Origin of the sequence: Parabacteroides sp. Y3-G-102, from assembly GCF_023656845.1 — a bacterium.
In the GTDB taxonomy this organism is placed as follows: domain Bacteria; phylum Bacteroidota; class Bacteroidia; order Bacteroidales; family Tannerellaceae; genus Parabacteroides; species Parabacteroides distasonis.
On the sequence record NZ_JAMOKU010000010.1, the window covers coordinates 62123 to 81365 of the forward strand.

Genomic DNA, 19243 nt, shown 5'->3' on the forward strand with positions numbered 1-19243 from the left:
AGTCTTTTTTATTTTGTAGCTATTATAGAATAGACCATCGGAATATTATTACTTAAATGCTTTATCCTATATTTGTTAGGTTCACATTCAACTGTTTGGGAAAAACAATTATAGGGTGAATAATCAAATTCATCAAAAGAAGATATTGTGAGCCCACTTTGTATAAGGCTATTTAGAACCTCACTCAAACTATGATTCCACATCACACATTCTTGCAACAAATCGTTTTCTCCGTCCGTATAGGTTCCATCTTGAATTTCTCTAATTGCACCGGAATTAAAGTAATTATATTCAATCCTTTTAAAGTCATCATCAAACACCCACAAAATCGGATGAAACTCCACAAATATAAACTTCCCATTTGGTTTTAAATAATTTGAAATAATCTTAGCCCACTTACCCATATCAGGTAACCAGCCAATCACTCCATAGCTTGTAAATACAATGTCGAATTGTTCATTCAAGTAAGTAGGTAAATCATAAATATCACAGCAAATAAAAGTTGCATTAACATTTGCTTTCTTGGCTAATATTTTTGCATTATCAATCGCTTTATCCGATAAATCAACACCTGTAACATTTGCCCCAAGTCTGCCCAACGAAATAGTATCTTGTCCGAAATGGCATTGTAAATGTAGAATAGATTTACCCTTTATATCTCCAAGTAAACCAAGTTCTATATCATTGAGAGATGATTCCCCTTCCAAAAAGCCTTTGACATCGTAAAAGTCAGATTTCAGATGCACATCTACCCTACTGTTCCAAGACTTCCGGTTTATTTCTAAATAATCAAAATCCGCATTCATTCTTTTAATATTAAATGGATTATGTGCAAATATAGCAAAAGGTACAGTATATCATTCATTGTGAATTGCACTTTTTACTGTATTTCAGCAAAATACCTCTCTTTACAGGCTAAAACCTTTGCTCCTTTTCTGCCCCTCTTTCGGTTGTATCCTTTGATAGAGTTTGCTAAACTGCTCCCTGAACCAATCGGATACATTTTTTTGATTGATGATTAGCATTAATTTGTTCTTTCCAACAGTTGAATCTGTTACTATTTGTGCAGTCACCTTATCCGTTGCGAAATTCCGTTTGTACTCTTCGGAATAGAGTGTGCCGTTATGCTCTATCTTTTCCCCTAACATCAGTTTTGCTGTTTGTTCAGTTGAGAAACCGACAATATGACATAGCCTTTCCATTCGGAAAAGTTCTTTTAGTAGTGGAAGCCACGCACAAGCCTTTTTAATCATCTGTGACAGCCGTGATATCTCCTTTCGGGCTTCGTCTAGTTCCTTGATATGCTTACCCTGCGCTTTCATCAATTCCCTGCTGTGCTGTTCCCGTTGCTCTTGCATCATAATTTGCAATCTTTCGATGATTTCGTCACGAGTGGCAACTTCCTCATATAACTGCCTGTTCTCCTGTTTCAACTCCTTAATTTCACCACTCCCTAAAAAAGAACCCACCTTTGCTATAATGGCGGTTTTCGCTTCGGTCTTAACGGCTTCCAGCTTGTCGGTCTTGATTTCTTTCTTAACCTGCTTTAGCTGTTTTTCCGCTTCGTCCTTCTCACTTTGGAGTTGCTGCACGTCTGTTTCGAGTTCTCCCGTCTGCCGTTTCAAATCACGGTAATATTGGGCAGTGGTGACGTGCCTTGCTTCCGAACCACGCACACCACGCTGCAACCCGTATTTATCCATGATTTTGGCGTAGTCGTCATGGTAGCCTATCAACTTGTCACGGTTCAATACATCATCAGCACATAGCCGGGCTGCATTCGTTTTCTTTCGGTAGGAACGCTTACCCTCCGTTTGCTTCTGTTTTGCTTTCCTGCGCTCTCCCGTTACTATCGGTACGATGGTAGCGTGTATGTGAGGTGTGGTTTCGTCCATGTGCAGAACTGCTGAAACGGTATTCTCCCGTCCGAAAGTCTTGTGCAACCATTCCATACTGTCGTTGCACCATTCGTCCATACGCCCGTCTTGCTGTATCTTCATCATATCCTCGTGTGTTCCCGACATCATAACACGGATAGCCCTTACTTGGTCGGGGGTAATCTTCCGTTTGATGCCTGCCGACTTGATACGATGTGCTATCGCTTCATCACGTACCGTCACACCTTCGGGAAGTCCCACCAGTTCCCGATTGAGATGTGTACGTGTAGGATCCACATTCGGAGCTATCACCCTGCGCTCGATATGGTCGGACATACGAGCGTCGGATGCTCCCTTTGCTTTCTTGAAATCAAGGGTGAAATATCCCATATTGAATATTGGTTTTTCGTTAGACAATTCCGCTTGCCTTACACATTCGCCGCATGGCTCACGGGGTTTCAAAAGGGGCGATGCCCCTTTGCTCGATAGGGTGTTTTTAGCGGTGCTTGCACTGCGTGAAGAAAACGCCCTATTGAGCTATGGCTTTTCTTACTCAAAAGCCTGTGGAAAGCGTGCGGTAACTACATTCTGAACCCTCTGCTTTTCTTTTTGGCTGGTTGTTGTTCCTGCCTGTCGGCTTGTTTGACTGTCTGTGATTGTTTGGTCTGCTGTGTCAAGTCTGCCGACTGTATCAACCGTTTTCCACACAAATAATCATTCAAATCTTTATAGCCACTATAAATGCGTGAGGAATCACGGACACGGAACCTGTACTCTTTATAAAGTTCCTGTACGGCTCTTCTCCCTGCCGTATCATTGTCGAAAAAACAATGTATTTTCTCATAATTCCCCAACGGGTACAAGGCTTTGGAAAGATTGGAAACGGAGTTCAGAATAAGATAGTCCTGCTTGTCGAAGTCGGGATAATCAGGACAATTTTTCTGTCGCAAGGTCAGAAAAGAAAGATAGTCCATAAACCCCTCGAACACATAGCAGGTTTCTTTAGGTTCTCCAGTCTGCCGTATATGGGTGATGTCTTTAGGAGCTATGCAGCCTTTAAAATATTTATTGCGTACCTCATAACCTCCCGATGCATTAGGAAAGCCGATGGCAAAGTTCCATTTACCGTTAAGCGAGAAACGGACTTCCATACATTCTTTTTTCGCAAGTGCTGTATTTATGCCTCTATCCTGCAAGTATGCAAACAAGGCAGGAGAAGAAAGCGGTACTGTTTCCAAATGTTGGAAACTCGGTTGTGTTGATGACTGCTGGCAAAAGGAAAAAGAAACGGGACGGATAGAGGGGCTTTGCTCCGCTATACGGTCTAAAAGGTAAGGTAAACTGTCGGATGCATAAAGTTCCTGTGCCAATGCAAGGATGTTGCCGCCTTTACCGGCTCCAAAGTCGTACCATAAATTGCGGTCTGTGTTCACTTTGAAAGAAGGCTCTTGTTCCTCTCTCAACGGTGATTTATACCAAAGACTATTACCCTGTTGCTTTATTGGATTATAGCCTAAACTGTGCAGATAGTCTGCCAACTTTATATTTTTGGATTCTTCGATTGTCATAATCTGAATGTATTGGTGAATGAATAATTGAATCAGTTCCGTTTAGTCCGCTATATATACACCCGAACTGTACTAAACTTATCTTGTACTTAATCGTACAATGAAAAGAAGTCCATTCCTTCTTTATATACACACGGACTAAACCAAACTTGCTTTTAGTAGTGGAAATCAGAATTGAACTTGTAGCCTTTTCCCTCTTTTATTATCATGCGCTTGTTTACAAGGAATTTGTTCAAGTCCACGAGAATATTGCGCCCACGTTCAAAACCGATACTTGCGTAACCTTTTTTCAAGGCTGCGATAACATTGGGATAGCCTTGTACTACATCCTTTCCAAATCCGTTTTCCAACGCTTCACGGTGCTGTTGCTCCGTAAGTTCCGTAAGCGGAAAGTTGCGGTTCTGCTTGGGTTGTTCAAAAACATAGTCTTTCACAACTTCGGGCAATGCAGTTTCATTAATGCGAAATGCAAACGGTTCAAAGTCCTTGTCCCGAATGTGCATCGCCTTTACCTCGCTAATATCCACATCCTGCGTGCTTTTGGTTATCTGTAAAACGGTTTCAGCCTTGTTGTTAAGTTCCGTTCCTATATGCCCACGTGTATTATCATCCCCTTTATTCAAGTGTAGTACAGTGTGAATATGCAAATTATACTCACTTGACCACCGCATTAAAAGATTGATGAGGTCGGATGATTCGCTGGGGCTATTGATGTCGTACATCAAATCACGGATGCCGTCTATAATGACAAGACCAATTCCCTCCATATTAGCAAGCATATAGTCTATTATCTGCTTTCGCTTGTCGGGTGTGTATTCCCTCAACACGACAAAGATAAAGTCCTCTCTATCCTTATCGGTAGGAAGTCCAGCCAAACGCATGATGCGTTCCATCACCTTATGGCAGTGGTATTTGCTCTGCTCTGTGTCCACATATAGAATTTTACGTTTATTGTCAGGTAAGTATGCTGAATAGTGCAAAACTTCGTCATTCTTCAACGCTGCCGCCACAATAGCGGAAATATTGAACGTCTTTTTACTTTTGGCTTTACCTGTGGATGCGCTAAAATTTCCCAATGTACCGATAGTAGAACCATTTACCCAAAGGATTTCGGGCGGTACATCGTAGGTGTCAGTAATCTTTAAATGAATAGTTTTCCATAGGACTGCAAAATCTTCTCTTGTCATTGCAGCTTCTTTCTTATTTTCCGTCACTTTCTTGTTTTCCATAGCTTTACTTCTTTAAAGGACGGTTACTACTAAGGATATACTTCTGCGCTTCCTGCTCTATCTGCGCCTGTGTCTTGATGGGATTTTGGCGTAGCCATGCCTCCAAATCTGCCCGTTCAAAAAACAGCATCTTACCCTGCGGTTTATAATGGGGTATCAAGTTACCCGAAGTCAGTTTGTACAGGTAGCTTTTGGAAAGATTAAGAAACTTGCTCGCTTCATCAAAGCTAAGCACATTCTTAGTTAAAAACAGCATCTGTTCGAGTTCCTCAACTCGCATCTCTAATGTCTTATCCATATTGCTTTTTTGGATTAAGTGAAACAATATGAAGGTGCGCACCCTCGTTTTCTTTTCGTTAACGAGGGCAAAGGTATTGAGGATTAGCTTGATAGTGGATTAAGCTATGTTTGAGGTCTTAACCTATTCTTAAAGTCTTTTCAGTTGTTTGATATAGTTGTATATGGTTGCAAATCCTTTCTCATGGGAGATGCCTTTCACGTAGTTGGTTGCTGTGGCTAAATCCCCTTGATTGAGATATTTATCCCTACTTTTGTCTTTGGAAAGAAATAGTTTATTGTTAGCAATGACCGATTGCCAATTAGCGGTAATCAAAGACCTACTACTTAATTCCGAAAAAAGGAAAGCTACATATCTATTATTATTTGACCTTAATATTGCATTAGGCTTACAGGAGAGTATCGCTTTCAAGTCATCAACAGTTACAGAAGCATTGAACATCTTAACCTCATTGATGCAATCCGCAATCAATTCTATCTGTTTGTCATTAAGAATTGAACCAAACGGATTTTCCGTTTCAGCAATAGGGGGTACGGCTTTTATCGGAAACTCGGTGTTTGTTGTCGGCTTCTGTTCTTCCTGTTCCTGCTTCGGTTGCGTTTCCGTCTGCGCTCTGTCCTCTTTCTTTTTTCGCAAGTATGCTGAATATCTTTCCAATACAACAACTCTAACTACTACGGAAAAATAAGGCAGTTCTTCATCATAAACTGAATTGTCCTGTTCGTATCGGGAATAATTAAATGAAAGAGGAGAGAATAAAAGGTATTTTCTTTTTTCATCGGGCATCAAGGCTTCATAAAAACCGCTTTCCCAAAAGAAATCGGGTATCGAGTAAAAATTTTGAATATCATCCAGTACGGAATAACGGATATAAAGTTGTGCCAATTCATCTGTGGTACGAATGTACTCCTGCTGTTCCAGTTCATCAGCCTGTTCACAGTTCAAATATTCAGACTTCGCAACAATGCTATCCGTTATAATTTGATAGGCATGATTTATACAACGGTTAAAGATCCCTTGTATATAGTTGAATTTTACTTTCAATTCCTCTTCTGTCATAATTTTCTCAATAAGATATTGTGTACCTTCACACAATTCAGAACAACACAGAAATTAATATATCAAGAAATCAAATTAACTAACATACAACCCCATCCATAAAAGGCTTCATCCTTGCACTAACACGATACATTTTAAAAGTATTTTATCTACTTATATTCAATAACCTTGACAAAACATCTTTTCTGATATGCTCAATAACAATAATTTCATCATTAGAATTCTATAAAAAATTCGTGCTATTTTTGAGTTATCAAAAAACAACACGATTTTTTTATAAATAGAAAAAGCCAAGCAGTATAATTACTGTTTTACAGTCACAACATATAGTGTTGATTCTTTTACCAACTCACCTATTTCAAGAGTTACAACATACTTACCAGCAGATGGAATTAACAGATTATTTACATTAAAAATCAAGTTAAGATTCCCCACCTCTGTTTGCAAATTACTATTATCAATGTCCATATTAAATGGATTAACAAGATATGCATCTTCATTCTCTTTTTTTATAGAGATTTTCAACGTATGTTTACCCTTTTCCTGATTACCCATCACAATTCTAGCCACAATAGCTAACTCTGGGTGAGTAGCAGGAAATTGGATTGCAGAGATAGTATTGAAAGTACCAACAATAACTAACTTCCCTTGATATTCTTTTGCACTATCGCACAATGTGAAAATATCGACTATCATAATTATTTATTTAATTGTTTCCTATTATTACTATTCGCAGAAAGTCCAAGCAATTTGTTCAAATTCTGAAATGGATATTTGATTCTCCCAACAGTTCGCTTTTTAGTTGAGATGAGGCGACCTCCATGTGTAGAAGTTAAACCTTCTTGCTTTTCTACAGACAATTGACGTTTTACATCAACATATACAGTTATAGCGTCAGCTTTCAATTTGTCTCCAACTTCACCATGTATATTCAGTTCATCTCTTAATATTTTTTCTTCTTCAGAAAGTATCAAAGATTCCCTTACTTCTACACTGCTATTTCTGTCTAATTCATATACTAACATTTTTTTTTGAGTTATGGGATCTTCTCTTAAACCTTTACAGTCCTCCCTACGTGTATAAATCTCACATTTCTGACCTTCCACAGTATCTCCTGTATCTATATATTCCGCCATTCTTAATCGTTTTTCGCTATATATTTGTGAACAGATTTATCATTAAAAGAGAATAAAGCCATAAAATCATCTGTTGTCTCTACATTTTTGAGCTTAGGAGTAACTTGCAAGGCAAATTCAATTTCAGTCAAATCTGCATCAACTCCAGCAGGAACAACATAATCATCTTCATTTTTATCTATTTCTTCATCAAAATCATCATCAGAAATATCACCTCTCAGCAGAGAACTATATAATTTAAAATAGTTCCGTTCTCTTGTTCTATTATTTATTGCCCTAACATACAGGTCTTCAAGTCGATTATCCTGCCCTATTAACGTTCGAGTAAATGCACTTGTAGTAGCAGCACCAGCAAAAACTGTAATATCCTGTCCTACAATAGCAGTAGCAGTTATGCCATCTCCCTGTATGTATAATTGAGTATTTTTATCCATCTCCATAACATTTAAGTATTATAGTCTGCTGCAAATATAATAATATTGCACACAAAAAGTTCAAAAAAAGACATCTTTTATAATGCAACATTTTTTTTTGAAGCAATTTAGCATACAAAACAGCAACAACACACATACTACTATTAAGATTAGTCCATTAAATTAGGTATCAGTTTTATTGCTTCCTCTTTCTTCTTGTCAACTATCTTTGCATATATTTGAGTAGTCGCAATGTTTTTATGCCCCAACAGCTTACTAACCGTATATAAATCAGCCCCTAATGTTAGCATCATAGTTGCATGGGTATGGCGTGCTACGTGAAACGAGATATGCTTAATAACCCCTGCATCTTTCGCCCATTTTTGAAGTATTTTATTTATAGTCCCCTCATGCGTCAAAGGAAAAATCAAATCATCGCCTTTTGCTTCATTTTGTTGCGGCAGCCACTTTAACGCTTCATCGGATATAGGTAGATAAAGCGGTTCTTTGGTTTTCTGCATCTTGATTTCAATTCTTATTCTCTCACCGCTTTTCTGCAAATCGTTCCACTTCAAATTTCTTATATCGCTAACACGCAGCCCACACAAACAACTGAAAAGAAAGGCTTGTTTCATTATCTCATATTTGCACTCTGTACCGATAAGTAGTTTCAACTCATCTATTGTCAAATACTCCCTGCGGCTGACTTCCGCTTTTACCTTACTGGCAAAATCAAACTCTTTTGTAGGATTCACCGTAATAATTCCCTCTTTATAGGCTCTATTTATAGCGGTACGCAGCACTCCATAGTAAGCAATAACGGAATTATTACTTAATACGCCCCCAGCCTTTAACAAACCAAACTTGCTTGCTTTCTTCGCTTGTTTCAAGAAATCCACAAAGCTATTTAAGAAGTCCTTATCTATATCACGAAAAGCGATATAATCCCCTCTGAACAACTTTAGTTCACGGATGGTATTACCAACAGTCTTTTCGTAATTCAAGCTGCCACGTTCTTTAGATTGGCTTCTCATGTTCACTAAATAATCAATCACATTCGCTTTTGACTTATTAGTGTTCTGAAAGCCATGTGCATCATTTTGCAACTCTACTATCCGCTTGCTTTGAATGGCTTTTGCAAGAGCCAACGTAGCTTCGTTCTTCGCCTTATCCTCTCTTGTCTTCTCGGGTATAAGGTATAATTTCAAAAATTCATACTGCCGTTTACCGCCAACATAATTTTCTTTTCTAATAACATCACCAGTATAGTAATCCAAATAAATAGACTGGTTACCATTAGCAAGCTGCTTGAATCTAATCCTTACGGGTTCTTTCAATTTAACTTCTTGTTTTTTCTTCGCCATAATTATGTTCTTATTTTGTTACCGATACAAATATAGCGATTTGTTTTGTTACTCCAATGAATACGGGTAACAAAATAGTAACAAAATGAAGGCATTTATTAGACTAAACAAGAAAACAAGGGAAATAAAGGAAATTACACTAAATAAACATAAAACATTTAATATCAATATCTTATATTTAATGTTTTATCTCATTTTTTCTTTTCTTCCACAACTGCCAGCTATTGATGATGTTTTGCCACAGCACGTAGCTTCCGGGGCCAACGGAGGATAGAGGGTTCAAATAGGTGTAAGACATCCAGATCGCTAACACGGTATTTTTTTGTCCCAAGGCTTGTCCGGCACTAATACGGTCATTGTATTTCGTGCCGATGCGCTTTCCCCAATAAAACTGCGCGATACAGGTTATCAAGCCGCCTAAAGCGATCAGGATTTCTACATAAATCTCCGCCTCGCTATTGACCAAGGATTTCACGGTCTGCCCGGTCACGATAGCTAGAGCGACGGCCCAGAGATAAAAGGCCATATCCCGAAGCCCCGCAAGGAAGCGATGGATAGGCGGCATGAATCTACGCAAGAACAAAGCGAGGAAAAACGGGAATAACAGCAATGGGAAGACTTTTCCCAAGATCTTCAAGAATGCGGCGAAGAAAGTAATCTCGGCATGCGGTTCCACTAATGGGAAGACCAGCGGCACGACAATCGCAGCTAATAGATTCGATAATAAGGTATAAGTAGTCAGACTAGAGGCGCTTCCCCCTAATTTACCCGTAATCACGGCGGCCGCCGTAGCGGTCGGGCAAATCAGGCAGACCATCGCTCCCTCGAACACATCCCGGTATTCCTCTCTCATTGGCAGCCAGAGCAATAAGGCGGCAAGCACCAAACTGGAAATCGCTTGGATAAGCAATAGCCAACCGTGCCAAGGGCTGGGCATCAATTCCCGGACAGAGATCTTACAGAAGGTCAGGAGCAACTGCGCAAAAATCAAAAAGGGCGTCAGATACGCTATTAAAGTGTACATGAACGGCTTTGTAGGCTCCAGAAAAGTAACATTGGCGAAAACAAAATACCCTATCGCACCCGCTAACATGGAGATAGGGAGTGTCCATGTCTTGAAGAATTTCAACATAACGCCTATTCTTTTAATTCGGGATGCAAAATAACATCTTTCCACCGAAAGAGGCAAGAGAAACGGGGATTAATTAGGGATAAAGAGAGACGGGACATGCCCCGTCTCTACATTAGATATTCTTACAGCTTAGTTTTAATGTCCTTATTCCGTAACGGGGGATAGAAAGACGCATTGAACTGGCGCCTTTCTTCTCGGTGACGGTTAAGTCCTCAACCAGACGGTTATCCAATTCCACCAAGCTCGCTTTCACGTCTTGTCCTTGAAAGATTATCGTTTTAGGGGAGGCATCGCTTTGGGCATTGAATAGGCGGATATAAAGGTCATTCCCTTTATAGGTCATAGAAACCAACTCGTAGGCATTATTCTCTATCCGGAAAAGGGAACCGGATGTCAAGGTAGCATCGCCACCCAAGGTTGCGACCAAAGGCTCATTGCGTCGTTCGCTTTGTGTCCAAATACGGCTTTTCTCCCAAGTTCCGGCATGAGGGATCAAGGCATACGAGATCTCGGTCGGACGGTCTATGATATAATCCCGGCCCCACAAGCCTTTACCGGCGTATTGTACGTTCAAGGCCAATGGGAAATCCTTACCATGCGCATAGCTGGTCGTATGATCCGTGAATAATGACAGACCGCAAGAGTTATCCTTGCTCGTAACATCCACCCAATTCAAAATGATATTATGCTTGATGCTATCCCAACGATTGAAAAAGGTATTCTCCAACCGGCTCTCGCAAACATCGAACGGAGCGTCCTTATAAATCTGTTGGTTGGCGATCTGGGTAGGTAGATACACCAGAAGTTTGTAACGGTCGTCATAAAATGCCTTACGGGGATTATCCGCACGGAATTCGATACCCGGCTCACCAATGCGAGGGTTTCCTGTCCAATCCAGTTTAACATTCATATCGATGCGAGGCTCTCCCTGCGTTAACCGGATCGTTTGGGTAAATGAATACTTTCCGATCTTGCCTTTCACAGCTACCTTCACGAATAAGGGCCCTTGCTCCAACACGCTCACCTCAGCCGGTTGATCCATACTGGAAAGGAAACCACCCTCATCGATAAAATATCCCCGAAGCTCATTGAACCCACGTTCATTCCGGTTATCCACGAATTCCTTGCCTCGTACGGCTTTCGCTTTCAAGCTTTCTATTACACCTCCTTTAGAGGGGTTTAGCACCAAGGTGTATAAATCACTTTCCATGCGAAACGTACCGTCTTTCTGTCTCTCAGCCTTCAAGGTTCCAGACTGTTTATCCTCTGCCTTCCGGATCGCATAAGAGGCATAACCGGCTGAGGGGACTTGCGCACGAAACAAGAGTTTTGAAATGCCGTCTTCCGTCAACCATTGAGCCGGTTGTTTCTTTCCTTGCTTATCAAGAACCACCCAATCAGAGTTTCTCCATGAGACGGGAACTTCCACCGCCACCAATTCATTCCGGTCGGTAGCCAAGGTATTATATACGTACACCGTGGATTCACCTTCCTTTTCTTTCAATAAGGACAAGGCGTTATCAATTATCTGACGGCTGTTTTGATTGGTCACCCCAGTCCAATCCGTAACCGTCTCCGCCCATGTCTTTTTCCCTTGTAGTTGATTGTAAGGAACGATCCAGCAATCATGATGCTGCGACAATAAAAGCGTGCGCCATCCCTCATCGATACGTTCGGTCGGCCATTCCATGCCTTTGTATAAGCGAGCGTAAGCCGCCATTTTCTCCGCACGCACGATAGCGTTCTCGGCTACCCGTACCTCTCCGGCCAAACGCTGCATGACCTGCGTTCCCCACATCAAGCCACCTAGGACATCCTCTTGCGAGAAATACCAATCATCCTGAGTAGTCCCGACGGAGCAGTCTTGGATGTAATTCCGCCAAGTCTTATAGGCGGTCGGCGTATAATAGGCCGCCGTATCCTGTCCCAGCCAAGGGCCTTTATCCCAGCCATGGCTCCATGCAGCGTCTTGTATACACATTCCGACCGGGTGCTGAATACCGGTATCCAAGCATTTATGGATGTAGTCCTTCGTATTGAACCACGAGATGGATTGCCAGCAAGAGCCGGGTTGTAAATCCTCGCAGGCGTAACGGGGGACGGTGGTAAATCTCGTACCATCCGGCCCTACCCAATTCACCAACTCACCTCCGTAGGCGCTTACGTAGCCACCCCACATCGTATTCGGGTTCTTAGTAGAGGCATACGAGAAGCCGAATGACTTCAATATATAGGGCAGGCAACTGGTAAAGCAAGGCTCCTCCGCCGAATAGGTGGTGAATACCGCCTCGGGGAAATGTTTCCGGATCAGCCGTATTCCATATTCGAATTGGCGGATAGCGCTCTCGCCGGATGTCCCGAAGAAATAACTTTGGGCATAGGTCGGGTTTACGTACTCGATCCGCCCGCTCTCCACGGATTGATCCTTAAATAAGCGCTTGAAAGCCTCGTAACCTTCAGGGTCTCGTTGCCGTACGACTTCCCATGATTCAGGCTCGATCTCGATATTGATATTCCAGTTGGGATTCTGCCTTAATTTCTGGGCGATAAAGGCGGTCTGCCCCACCGGGTAATGCCCGTAGATACCGCCATGATAGCCATCGATGAAATAGGCTTGTTGGGCATCTGCCCAACCGGCCAACAAGAATTGGCTTAATACGAATATCGCTAGTTTCTTTTTCATATAATATGTACTATTAATTCACATTTAGAATACTTCCAGTCGGTGGGAGACGGGGCACGCCCCGTCTCTACAAGTCTGTAAATTTCTTGATCTCTATTCGCAAGGGGATTGGTTTATTTTGCTCATAGATCTGGTTAACCAGATCCTGTTGCTCATTCACGCAATCCTCACGAATCCCCTTGTGCATGTATTGTAGCCAAAGGTCGCCGTTCCATTGCAAGAAGATGTCGTGGGGACGGTATTTGCGCAAGGTGTCCACGGCAGCCTCGTTGCAGGCCCAAAGCATGCCCGTCTTCCGCATCAAGTTATATTCCACCCAATAAAATTCACGCATCTTACGCTCTTTCAACCAGCGTTCCTCGTTCATCTGGCGGATCTTCATCGCTTGTTTATACTGCGGGGTATTCTGAAGAAGAGCCATATTGATGCCTCGCTCCAACTCCCTCGCCGTAAAACGACCGATAAACTCCCTACCGATCGTTAACCCGTAATATCCATCCGACAAACCGCTCACGGACAATCCCTCATAATTCATCTCATCCATAAAAGGGATAACACTCAAGGCATCTGCCTGCGTATGTTTCTCATTATCATAATAAGAGGTATCGATAGGATACGGAAGTGATTTCGCCTCGTACGTAAAAGTAAGGTTATCCGAGGAAACAGACAAATCCGAGACACGGCAATTATCCGAGCGAGTCACCTTTTTCCCCGCTCCGTCTATCCGGATATCGGCTACCGGCTTACCGGCCAGACCTTGCGCCTTCAAGAAGAGATAAGCCATGACCAGATGCCCGTCCGTAGAGGGATGTATACGATCCTTCCCGCATAAGGTATACATGGAATCCTCCGCTTGCTCCCATTGGTTGATCGCTACCATCGGGCGGTTAAAATCCACGAATCCCCATTGATTCTCCCGGGCCCGGGCATTCTGGAAATCCACGATCTCCAAGATTGGCGTATTCTTCCCCGGGAAAGCGACCTTATTGAAACGAGAAGTCTCGTCATAAGGAGAGCTTCCGATCAAGATTTTCCTCACCTCCGGATACTTCTTATAGACCTCCTCGATAAGGGCATAATCCCGGCAAGCTTTCTCTACCCGGTTCCGGGCGATCGTATCCGCCCCCGGCTTCCGAAAATCCATATAGCCGACATCGTTCATGCCAAAAGATAGCGTCACCACCGTAGGCTCATGTTCGAAAACCTTATCCAACCGCTGGTAAATCATCTCGGCTACATCCCCACCTACTCCCTCGTTAAAGATATCGATGCGTTGATCCGGGAAACGGGTCATATAATACAGCCAGATATATGAATGATAATGCCCACCGCAAGTAATGCTGTTTCCCACGAAGGCGATCCGATCTCCTTTCTGAAACGGAGCTATCGACTGAGCATATACTCCTGCAAGACCTGATAAAAGCAAACAGACAAACCAAACATATCTTTTCATCTCTATTTCTCTCTTCTCTAATTTTCTGTGATGAATAATATATACCGTGTTAAAAAATATTACTATCAATAGTAATCGTATTTATCATGGATAATAATCCGGATTACTACGGATAGTAATATCCTTCCACACACCTCTAGTCTAGAGAATCGCCCGCTTACTTTTAGCGAACGACATCCTCACCAAGCAGAGGGTTCAGTTCTTTCTCACGCAAAGGTACCGGGAAAACCAAATCCGATTCTTTAAACGGATACGTATGATTAACCGCCTGATAGCCGAATAAATCAACCATTTGCTTCGAAACCGGATCAAACGCACGGTGAGTACGCAACATATCATACCATCCTGTAAACTCATAACAGAGTTCCCACGCACGTTCTTTCAATACTTGATCAACCGTGATTGAAGTCGGTCTCGCCTCATTGGGCAACGCACGGTGACGAACTTGGAAATAAGCATCCACAGCTATAGCGTCGGAAGTAGATCCACCATCCAAGGTAGCTTTTGCCTCCGCACACATTAATAGAACGTCCGCATAACGGTAAACCGGAATATTCGCCCCGCTCTTTCCTGTAGATTCGGCATTCTCATCCCAATATTTGCATAAATAAGGAACATCCAAAGTAATCGTTGTCTCCGGATCACCATATTTGGGTTTAGAAGTATAGAAAAACTCCTCATTCCGTTTACGAATATCTTGGTCATCATAACTTTCATAAAACTCTTTACGAGGAGCCAAACCACCCCCATAAGCCGGAGTAATGGAAATCGGTTGTTCCGGATAAGGCAAAAGGCCAAAATGGAAAGGAGCCCCGGCATCTTGCGCCTCACGCTGGATCATAAAAATATGCTCACCACTATTTTCGTTCTCTGACGCACGCAAATCCTTATAATCAGCGAACAAGCTAAAGGCTCCACTATCAATAACCTCCTTGGCTTTCTCGTAAGCCAATTGATAATACTCATTTCCTTTTTGAAGCGGATAACCTGCCATTGTCAAATAAACCTTAGCTAAAAGGGTCTTGATCGCTCCCATAGAGACATGGCCTGTTTTATCACTCCAATCCAGCCCGGACTGCTCCGCCTTTTTCAAGTCTTCCACGATCTGGTTATAAATATCTTCCTTAGGAGACCTGGGGATCTTCACCGTATTCAAGTCTACCGTAGGTTCCGTCTTCAACGGGATATCCCCGAATAATTGTACCCCTTGGAAATAGTAATATGCCCGCAAGAAATAAGCCTCTCCCAGATACTTCGCTTTCTGGCTCTCGCTAATAATATCCGTAGCGGAAACATTTTGAATCACGCTATTACAATTTTCCAAAGGAAAGAAAGTAGCCTTCCAGAAGTTACGAATAATGCCGTTACTCTCTTCCAAACCGGAAAGCAACAAGAACTGGTTCTGCTCATTACCGGCCGCACGAGGACGATAACTAGTACCTACAAGATATTCCAAGTTAAAAAGGTGAACTGTAGCAATCTCGAGGTCGGAACTCAACAGATCATCAAGCCCGTCATAAGTGCCATCCACAGCCGCCTTTATCTGGTTCTCTGTCGTATAATATTCAGAAGGACTCAAGAAGGTTTTCGGGTCTTCCTCTAAAAAATTCGTACAGGATGTAAAAGCCATTGTCGCAGAAAGCAAGCCACACATCCATACATGCGCTTTATTTTTCATATCTTAGTTTTTTACGAAGTAAAGATTAAACAATTAGAAATTAACACCTAAAGTAAATGAATACGTACGAGGTTTGGGATAGGTATAAAAATCCACTCCTTGCTCAAATACAGCATCATAACTCGTCACCTCCGGATCACTACCAGAATAGTTCGTAATCAAGAACGCATTCTCCACATTGAATCCCAAGGATAAACTCTTGATGTGAGCGGCAGAAAGCATACGGGAACTAAAGTCATATTTCAAGCCGATATTACGTAAACGCAAGAACGAACCCGGCTCACAACTCCAAGAATCTACGTCATTCTCATATCCATCTCCCGGAAGGCGCAAGCTAGGCACCATCGTGTTTTGGTTTTCCGGCGTCCAAGCGTTCACCGGAATGTCCGCATAAGCATTGGAGAATGTCACACGGTTACCCATCAACTGGCGAGTGAAGTTAATCAACTTATTACCATATACCCATTGCAAATCAAACATAAACGTGAAGCCTTTCCACGAGAATGTATTTGTCATATTCATCTCGAATTTAGGAGCGCCATTTCCGATATAGTCTTGGTCTTCGCCATCCTTCATTCCATTACCATTCTTGTCCCAATACTTGATATCGCCGGGTTTCTTATTATACTTAGCGGCTTCTTCCGCCTCATCAGTACCCCATGTACCTAGGCGAACATAGCCGTAAAGAGCATTTAAAGGATGTCCCTCTTCAATGCGTCCTCCCCACTTACCGATAATATTATCATTTATATCCAGTACCATCGAGCGGTTCATCGTATAATTCCAAGAGGTAGTCCATAAGAAATCACGGCTTTGGATATTGCGTGTATTCAAGCTCATCTCAAGACCTTGATTACGGATCTTACCCAAATTTGTCATAGTCTTCTCATATCCCGAGTTAGAAGGCAATTGTAGCTCATACAATAAATCAGTCGTAATCTTATGATAATAATCCGCCATAAACTCGATACGCCCATTAAAGAAACTCAAATCGATACCCGCGTCAAGTTGTCTGGATTTCTCCCAGCGTAAATCCGGATTTGCCATACTTTTCAACGTAACGATCGTCGTCATATCCTTGCCAAAAGGAAGGCGTTTATTCTCATAACGTGCCATAGACGCATAATCACCGATTTCTGCGTTACCCACCGTACCGTAGCTCAAACGGACTTTCATATCATCAATCACCTTTTTTGCGTTCTCGAAGAAATTCTCATTGGATACACGCCAAGCGGCCGAGAATGAAGGAAAGAAACCATATTGGTTATTCAAGCCAAAACGAGAAGAACCATCCTCACGGAAAGAAGCGCCCAATAAGTAACGATTGTCAAAATTATAGTTGATACGGGCATAGTAAGAATTCATCTTATTATCCGTATAGTCTGAGCCAACCTTAGAACGTACGGTGCCGACTCCCATATTATTATACTCAAAATAATCATCGAAGAAATTCTCGGCCCCTAGCTCGCTTTTCTCTGTTTTTGAGTAATACCAACTAGCTCCCGCTACGACATTCAAGTTATGCTTATTCCAGCTTTTATCAAAAGTCAAGTAGTCCTCATTTGTCCACGACATCGTATTTCGATGTGCTTTCTCCGCTTTACCCTTTTGAGTATCTCCATAGCCGAATAAGGTACTCGGGTTATAAGATGAATTGATATAAGAACCATCTTGACGGCTGAAGCTAGTCGTTAACTTTAGCCAAGAGGTAATTTTAAACGTACCGATCACATTAGCCAACGTGTACTGATTCTTATCGATATTCTTACGCTCCTTTAAAATCCTCACGGGGTTCTCCGTATCTTCCGCACCGGGATAATCCCCCTTACGGGAATAGGTACCATCCTCATATTGGATAGGAAGGAACGGCAATGCTTCCAATGTATACCGAGAGATCGCATTCTCCGAGTTTCGGGCATTACTAGATCCTACATTCAACATGGCCTGTAAATGGAACCATTCTTTCAAATCCCATCCTACATTGATAAAAGCGTTCAACTGACGTTTATAAGTCTCCAACATAATACCCTGATTATCTTTATAACTTACATTCGCCACAGCGGTCAGCTTATCACTTCCTCCGGAGAAACTAAGTGAATGCTGATGAGAAAAAGCCGTACGGGTTACGGCATCCTGCCAGTCCGTATCATATTTCGGAGTCCCGTCCGGATTGAACAGGTCATTCTTATGCGTAAACATATTGCTCGGATCCAGATGGGGAGCGATACGTCCCGGTTGAGCCTCATAAGCACGCTTGAATACATCCAAAGCCTCTTCCGCATTTAAGACATCGACTTTACGAGCTAACGTTCCGGCAGACAAAACGGTATTATACGAGATATTCGTTGTATTTTTCTTACCTTCCTTCGTTGTTATCACCACAACACCATTCGCACCTCTCGCACCATAAATAGAAGAGGAAGTAGCGTCTTTCAAGATATCGATAGACTGAACTATATTCGGATCAATCTGGTCCGGATCCACGCCAACCACACCATCGACCACATATAGCGGTGTATTGGAAGAATTCAAAGAACCGATACCACGGATTTTTATCGCAGGGCTACCACCCGGCGCACCAGAATTCAAAGCGATATTAACACCCGCTACCTTTCCGGCCAATCCTTGGAATACGTTCGTGGCATTCGGACGCTCCAATAACTTCTCCGAGTCTACGGAACCCACTGAAGTTGACAAGTTTCGTTTCAACATCGTACCATATCCAACGACAACGACCTCTTCAAGCGCTTTATAATCCTCGGCCAACTTCACGTTAAACAGTGTACGATTCCCGACCTCGATCTCTTGCTCCGCATAGCCGATATAGGAAAATGACAGGATATCGTTATTAGCCGCATCCAAGCTAAACTTTCCATCCAGATCCGTAACGGTACCGACCGTCGTACCCTTAATCACAACATTGGCCCCAATAACCGGTATGCCATCCGGATCCGTAACGGTACCGGAGATCTTTTTCTTTTGTTGCTGTACGGCGTCTTTCTTCAAGATCGTGATGTGCTTACCTGATATGCGGTAGGTCAAGTTCGTGTTTTTCAACAACTCATTCAACACGTCGGTAACTTGGCGATTCTTCACCTGTATATCCACCTGCTTACTATTATCGATATCCTCGCTCTTATAGAAAAACATGAACTCGGTCTGTTTCTCAATCTCCGAGACGACATCATAGAACGTCCCGTTCTTTACTTCTACCGTAACTTGAGCTTTTTGCGCATAGGTATCCGCCGAGACATGCAATATACCCAGTATAAAAAAAAGCAATGTGATCTTCATGATTGATTTAAATTTTTTAGGTAATAGATCATCACTATTCCAAACTTTTCCCATAAATT

At 42.2% G+C, this 19243-nt stretch carries 15 protein-coding genes; all 15 read right to left on the reverse strand.

Going from position 1 to position 19243, the window contains the following annotated elements; all coding sequences use genetic code 11:
• Positions 1 to 8: 8 nt before the first annotated feature.
• Positions 9 to 806: a class I SAM-dependent methyltransferase gene (locus tag NBH16_RS06770; protein ID WP_250788255.1), complete on the reverse strand. Its 798-nt coding sequence runs from the start codon at positions 804 to 806 to the stop codon at positions 9 to 11.
• Positions 807 to 908: 102 nt separating this feature from the next.
• Positions 909 to 2267 carry a MobV family relaxase gene (gene mobV, locus NBH16_RS06775; RefSeq protein WP_250788257.1) on the reverse strand — a complete coding sequence of 453 codons (1359 nt, stop codon included), beginning with the start codon at positions 2265 to 2267 and terminating at the stop codon, positions 909 to 911.
• A gap of 191 nt (positions 2268 to 2458) precedes the next feature.
• Positions 2459 to 3445 carry a DUF8464 domain-containing protein gene (locus tag NBH16_RS06780; protein ID WP_250788259.1) on the reverse strand — a complete coding sequence of 329 codons (987 nt, stop codon included), beginning with the start codon at positions 3443 to 3445 and terminating at the stop codon, positions 2459 to 2461.
• Between the two features lie 155 nt (positions 3446 to 3600).
• On the reverse strand, positions 3601 to 4674 hold the full coding sequence (locus NBH16_RS06785; protein WP_122357531.1) for an AAA family ATPase: 1074 nt from the start codon (positions 4672 to 4674) through the stop codon (positions 3601 to 3603).
• 4 nt (positions 4675 to 4678) lie between these two features.
• Positions 4679 to 4972: a helix-turn-helix domain-containing protein gene (locus NBH16_RS06790; protein WP_013611477.1), complete on the reverse strand. Its 294-nt coding sequence runs from the start codon at positions 4970 to 4972 to the stop codon at positions 4679 to 4681.
• 129 nt (positions 4973 to 5101) lie between these two features.
• Positions 5102 to 6031 carry a hypothetical protein gene (locus NBH16_RS06795; protein ID WP_250788261.1) on the reverse strand — a complete coding sequence of 310 codons (930 nt, stop codon included), beginning with the start codon at positions 6029 to 6031 and terminating at the stop codon, positions 5102 to 5104.
• A gap of 303 nt (positions 6032 to 6334) precedes the next feature.
• Entirely contained in the window at positions 6335 to 6727 is a 393-nt protein-coding gene (locus NBH16_RS06800) for a DUF6941 family protein (RefSeq protein WP_195309600.1), read from the reverse strand.
• Between the two features lie 2 nt (positions 6728 to 6729).
• Positions 6730 to 7167: a hypothetical protein gene (locus NBH16_RS06805; protein ID WP_195309599.1), complete on the reverse strand. Its 438-nt coding sequence runs from the start codon at positions 7165 to 7167 to the stop codon at positions 6730 to 6732.
• A 2-nt stretch (positions 7168 to 7169) separates the two neighbouring features.
• Entirely contained in the window at positions 7170 to 7601 is a 432-nt protein-coding gene (locus NBH16_RS06810; protein ID WP_250788263.1) for a hypothetical protein, read from the reverse strand.
• Positions 7602 to 7750: 149 nt separating this feature from the next.
• Positions 7751 to 8944, reverse strand: a complete 1194-nt coding sequence (locus tag NBH16_RS06815; protein WP_250788267.1) for a site-specific integrase — start codon at positions 8942 to 8944, stop codon at positions 7751 to 7753.
• Positions 8945 to 9122: 178 nt separating this feature from the next.
• On the reverse strand, positions 9123 to 10076 hold the full coding sequence (locus tag NBH16_RS06820) for a transporter (RefSeq protein WP_250788269.1): 954 nt from the start codon (positions 10074 to 10076) through the stop codon (positions 9123 to 9125).
• Between the two features lie 112 nt (positions 10077 to 10188).
• Complete coding sequence (locus NBH16_RS06825) at positions 10189 to 12759, reverse strand: glycoside hydrolase family 38 C-terminal domain-containing protein (RefSeq protein ID WP_250788271.1); 2571 nt, start codon at positions 12757 to 12759, stop codon at positions 10189 to 10191.
• A gap of 67 nt (positions 12760 to 12826) precedes the next feature.
• Positions 12827 to 14212: an SGNH/GDSL hydrolase family protein gene (locus NBH16_RS06830; RefSeq protein ID WP_250788272.1), complete on the reverse strand. Its 1386-nt coding sequence runs from the start codon at positions 14210 to 14212 to the stop codon at positions 12827 to 12829.
• A gap of 163 nt (positions 14213 to 14375) precedes the next feature.
• Positions 14376 to 15890 carry a RagB/SusD family nutrient uptake outer membrane protein gene (locus tag NBH16_RS06835; protein WP_009018572.1) on the reverse strand — a complete coding sequence of 505 codons (1515 nt, stop codon included), beginning with the start codon at positions 15888 to 15890 and terminating at the stop codon, positions 14376 to 14378.
• Between the two features lie 33 nt (positions 15891 to 15923).
• On the reverse strand, positions 15924 to 19184 hold the full coding sequence (locus tag NBH16_RS06840; RefSeq protein WP_230327939.1) for a TonB-dependent receptor: 3261 nt from the start codon (positions 19182 to 19184) through the stop codon (positions 15924 to 15926).
• Between the last annotated feature and the right edge of the window lie 59 nt (positions 19185 to 19243).

What these genes read in the sequence shown, in the direction of transcription:
- NBH16_RS06785 (WP_122357531.1), bottom strand. Translation starts at nt 4,674, where the DNA reads ATGGAAAACAAGAAAGTGACGGAAAATAAGAAAGAAGCTGCAATGACA.
- NBH16_RS06820 (WP_250788269.1), bottom strand. Translation starts at nt 10,076, where the DNA reads ATGTTGAAATTCTTCAAGACATGGACACTCCCTATCTCCATGTTAGCG.
- NBH16_RS06810 (WP_250788263.1), bottom strand. Translation starts at nt 7,601, where the DNA reads ATGGATAAAAATACTCAATTATACATACAGGGAGATGGCATAACTGCT.
- NBH16_RS06770 (WP_250788255.1), bottom strand. Translation starts at nt 806, where the DNA reads ATGAATGCGGATTTTGATTATTTAGAAATAAACCGGAAGTCTTGGAAC.
- NBH16_RS06805 (WP_195309599.1), bottom strand. Translation starts at nt 7,167, where the DNA reads ATGGCGGAATATATAGATACAGGAGATACTGTGGAAGGTCAGAAATGT.
- NBH16_RS06830 (WP_250788272.1), bottom strand. Translation starts at nt 14,212, where the DNA reads ATGAAAAGATATGTTTGGTTTGTCTGTTTGCTTTTATCAGGTCTTGCA.
- NBH16_RS06835 (WP_009018572.1), bottom strand. Translation starts at nt 15,890, where the DNA reads ATGAAAAATAAAGCGCATGTATGGATGTGTGGCTTGCTTTCTGCGACA.
- NBH16_RS06795 (WP_250788261.1), bottom strand. Translation starts at nt 6,031, where the DNA reads ATGACAGAAGAGGAATTGAAAGTAAAATTCAACTATATACAAGGGATC.
- NBH16_RS06780 (WP_250788259.1), bottom strand. Translation starts at nt 3,445, where the DNA reads ATGACAATCGAAGAATCCAAAAATATAAAGTTGGCAGACTATCTGCAC.
- NBH16_RS06840 (WP_230327939.1), bottom strand. Translation starts at nt 19,184, where the DNA reads ATGAAGATCACATTGCTTTTTTTTATACTGGGTATATTGCATGTCTCG.
- NBH16_RS06815 (WP_250788267.1), bottom strand. Translation starts at nt 8,944, where the DNA reads ATGGCGAAGAAAAAACAAGAAGTTAAATTGAAAGAACCCGTAAGGATT.
- NBH16_RS06790 (WP_013611477.1), bottom strand. Translation starts at nt 4,972, where the DNA reads ATGGATAAGACATTAGAGATGCGAGTTGAGGAACTCGAACAGATGCTG.
- NBH16_RS06800 (WP_195309600.1), bottom strand. Translation starts at nt 6,727, where the DNA reads ATGATAGTCGATATTTTCACATTGTGCGATAGTGCAAAAGAATATCAA.
- mobV (WP_250788257.1), bottom strand. Translation starts at nt 2,267, where the DNA reads ATGGGATATTTCACCCTTGATTTCAAGAAAGCAAAGGGAGCATCCGAC.
- NBH16_RS06825 (WP_250788271.1), bottom strand. Translation starts at nt 12,759, where the DNA reads ATGAAAAAGAAACTAGCGATATTCGTATTAAGCCAATTCTTGTTGGCC.